The following is a 3,429-nucleotide window of genomic DNA, read 5'->3' as shown; positions in this document are numbered from 1 at the left end:
CCTCACGTGGGGGCGGGGGATGCGTCCGCAGTGGCGCAGCTTCCGGTTCGTCGTGGTGGTGACGGCGGTGTGGGCGGCGGTCACGTTCACGTTCAACAGCATCGCGGGGACCAATTACGGCTTCATCAACCGCAAGCCGGTGACGGCGAGTCTGCTGGACGTCTTGGGCCCGTGGCCGGTGTATGTCTTCACGGCGACGGCGTTGATCGTCATCGTGTGGGCACTTATGACCTGGCCGTGGGAGCGTGCGACGATTGGTGCCGCGACGCGCGAGGGGCGGTAGCTCAGTCGGTTAGAGCCGCGGACTCATAATCCGTTGGTCGCGGGTTCGAGCCCCGCCCGCCCCACTTCAGGAGTGTATTACCTCGGCTGATGGCTGACATTTGGTCTTCGGCTGATGGGCGACAGTGTTTCGGCTGATGCTTGACAGTGGCTTCGGCTGATCCTTGACACTCCCTTGATGAGGGAGTTAAGCGTGGCCGAGCAGAGGTATCAGGCCGTGTTGGCCGTGATCAGCGACGGTTTGTCGGTATCACTGGTAGCGCAGAAGGTTGGGGTGTCGCGTCAGACGCTGCACTCGTGGCTGGCCCGCTACGAAGGGGCGGGCTTGGAAGGGCTGATCGACCGGTCGCACCGGCCGGTGAGTTGCCCGCATCAGATGCCGGCCAGGGTGGAGGCCGCGCTGTTGGAGCTGCGGCGCTCACGCCCGTATTGGGGTCCGAAGCGGTTGGTGTTCGAGTTATCCAAGCGCAAGGTGTCGCCGCTGCCCTCGGAGTCGGCGGCATATCGAGCGTTGGTGCGGGCGCAGATGATCGACCCCAATTTGCGGGACCGGCGCTCCCGGAAGTGGAAACGCTGGGAACGTGCGGTGCCGATGGAGTTGTGGCAGATGGATGTCGTCGGTGGGTTTCCGCTCGCCGAGGGCACCTCGGCGAAAGCGTTGACCGGCATCGATGACCATTCCCGGATGTGCGTGTGCGCCCGGTTGATGAGCCGCGAACGCACCCGCGCGGTCTGCGATGGGCTGCGCGCAGCGTTGGGCACTTACGGTGCGCCAGAGCAGATCTTGACCGATAACGGCAAGGTGTTCACCGGACGGTTCAACCGTCCGCCCGTGGAGGTGCTCTTCGATGCGATCTGCCGCGAGAACGGCATCGATCATCTGCTGACCCAGCCACGTTCCCCGACGACCACTGGCAAGATTGAGCGGTTCCATCGGAGCATGCGTGCTGAATTCCTCGACAGCCGAGCGGCTTTCACGAACCTCACAGTGGCGCAGCAAGCGTTGGATGAGTGGGTGGAGTTCTACAACACCGCCCGCCCACATCAAGCGATCGACATGCTCACCCCGGCGCAGCGGTTTTGCGCGGGCACCTCGGCTGCACCGATCGCGCTACCGGCGCCATCGAGTCAAGTCGAGCGCACCGGCTCGGATTGGGTCAGCCGCCGAGTGACCACCAACGGGGTGGTGTGCGTGTCCTGGCAGCAAGTCAGTCTGGGCCGCCACTACGCCGGATCGCGCTGCGATGTTCACGTCGACGGCGATTTGTTGCGATTCTTCATCGGCGATGACTTGGTCAAGACCGCCGCACGCACTAGCAACGGTGAGGTACGAAACAAACGGGCCTTCCGCACCAGCGAACAGGCCTAGAACACAACACAGAGTGTCAAGGATCAACCGACACAGAAACGTCAACCATCAACCGACGTTGAACAGCCCCACTTCAGGAGCTGTTGCGTTCACCCCCAGAACTCAAGAGGGTTCATGCCGCTCGGGCGGCCTGGCGCCATGCCTCGCGTACGGATCTGAGTGCATCGCTCGCGGAGACGCTGAGACGAGTCTGGCCGGCCAGCTGCGCCTGCCACTCGGCGTCCGACGGCGCACGATCGAACATGTGCGGAGCCGGCGTCTTGTTGGTGGGTCCGTATCGCCGAAATAGCGCGGCCGCGTCCGCGTCAATGGCGCCGAGCTCGCTCAGTGCCCAGAGGTCCCAGAGATCACGGGGTGCGCGCCGGTCCACCCATGTCGCGGTTTTCGACGCGGCGAACGCGGGGAGTGTGGGCACGAGCAGTGCGGCGGTGGGCGCGTCGGTGTAGCGCTGGTACAAATCGTGCCGTTCGGTTGGCCAGACCACTCGGTCTCGGGCAGACAGCAGCTGCAGCCGGACCGGACGTCCGTCCGCAGGTCGCAGCAGGACCGGGCGGGTGTCTGCGATGTTGCTCAGTGCGGGTTCGACGGTCAGCCTGCCGTGGGTGCGTGGCACTGCGCGGGGGAGCGCGGCGTCGAGATCACTTGCGACGTCTTTGCGGCTGCCGACGGCGATGAGGTCGATGTCCTCGCTGAGGCGTCCGTATGGGAGGTGGGTGCGGGCCAGGGCAGTCCCGCCGATGAACTGGATTCGGTCACCGAAGTCGCGGCTGAGGAACGCCAGGAGGTGAGAGATGAGGTGGTCGCGCTCGACCTGTTCGGCAGAGACTCCGAACTGTGTTGCTACCGAGTCGCGTTCGTCAGGATCCATGATCGATCCCGGCCCATTCTTCGGCCCGCCGCAGGGAAGCCAGCCGACGCTGTGCGGTGGCGAGCCTCTGCAGACGTTGCTTGTCGCTGCGCGCGTAAAGGGCCGCAACAGCGGTGGGGGTGTCGGCTTCGTTGTCGCCGAGGGTTGGGCGGTGTGTCAGGTCGAGGACGGTCTGTTCGGGCGTGGTCACCAACGCCGGCCCCAACTCGGTGCCTATACGTTCGGCGTCCAGGGCGCTCGTGCCGCGTTTGACGAATCGCACGGTCGCGGGTCGATCAGACAGTGTGATGGGGCGGTGCTGGCGCGGTACGGCCACGATTGCCGTCGCCAGGGCGCGCGGGATCACGCCGTGCAGGCGCGCAGCGCTGAGGCCCATAACGACAACGTTGTCGAAACCATAAATGGCTGTCGCGATTCCTGCCGCTGCGGATTCCAGGTTCGGTATCCATTTGCGACCCAACATCTCCTGCGGGACAACGGCGTAATACCCGTCCGCGAGGCGGTGGAGGAGACCGTGTTCGGCCAGCCGGACGAGCTGGGCCCGGGGATGGTCGTACACAGCGGCGGCATCGCGCGGCCGGATCGTCTTCAACGGAGCCTGAGCCAAGGCGGCCGGGATCGGAGTGCTGCGGTTCTGTGCCACGCTCACTCCTTGAGTATGCAAAACGTACCTCTGTAGGGTACGAAATGCATAGTGACCATGCAAGGGTTGTGCCACATTCCCCGGATGAGCGGGTTGAGTGGCTGAGCAGGGGTATCAGGTCCGCGTGCGAGCTCAGACCCTCATTTGCCCGGTTGTGCTCCGATCATGCTTGTCACGCAACGATTCCCGCGTCGCACCATGACTCCGAGGCCGAACCCGACGCACCGGCGCGGCACGCCAAGACGGTGATATTCGGCACGGTCGCCT

General features: G+C 64.7%; 4 protein-coding genes and 1 tRNA gene. 3 read left to right on the top strand and 2 right to left on the bottom strand.

Annotated features, from left to right (window positions below):
• The 3 genes from VFH65_RS27640 to VFH65_RS27630 all read left to right on the top strand — a co-directional run.
• A partial coding sequence (locus tag VFH65_RS27640) for a TIGR02206 family membrane protein (protein ID WP_353326060.1) occupies window positions 1-283 on the top strand: 283 nt, incomplete at its 5' end.
• Window positions 274-347, top strand: a tRNA-Ile gene (locus VFH65_RS27635). The genes VFH65_RS27640 and VFH65_RS27635, both read left to right, overlap by 10 nt.
• Window positions 348-460: 113 nt before the next feature.
• On the top strand, window positions 461-1,651 hold the full coding sequence (locus tag VFH65_RS27630; RefSeq protein ID WP_353326059.1) for an IS481 family transposase: 1,191 nt from the start codon (window positions 461-463) through the stop codon (window positions 1,649-1,651).
• 112 nt (window positions 1,652-1,763) lie between these two features.
• On the opposite strand, the gene VFH65_RS27625 is transcribed toward VFH65_RS27630, so the two are convergent.
• Together VFH65_RS27625 and VFH65_RS27620 are read right to left on the bottom strand one after the other, a co-directional pair.
• Window positions 1,764-2,519: a nucleotidyl transferase AbiEii/AbiGii toxin family protein gene (locus VFH65_RS27625; protein WP_353326057.1), complete on the bottom strand. Its 756-nt coding sequence runs from the start codon at window positions 2,517-2,519 to the stop codon at window positions 1,764-1,766.
• Window positions 2,509-3,162 (bottom strand): type IV toxin-antitoxin system AbiEi family antitoxin domain-containing protein, encoded by a 654-nt coding sequence (locus tag VFH65_RS27620; protein ID WP_353326055.1) that lies wholly within the window; start codon window positions 3,160-3,162, stop codon window positions 2,509-2,511. The genes VFH65_RS27625 and VFH65_RS27620 overlap by 11 nt, the downstream gene beginning before the upstream one ends.
• Window positions 3,163-3,429 lie beyond the last annotated feature (267 nt).

The organism is Mycobacterium sp. (genome assembly GCF_035697385.1).
GTDB lineage: Bacteria > Actinomycetota > Actinomycetes > Mycobacteriales > Mycobacteriaceae > Mycobacterium.
This window is presented reverse-complemented; position numbering and strand designations above follow the sequence as displayed.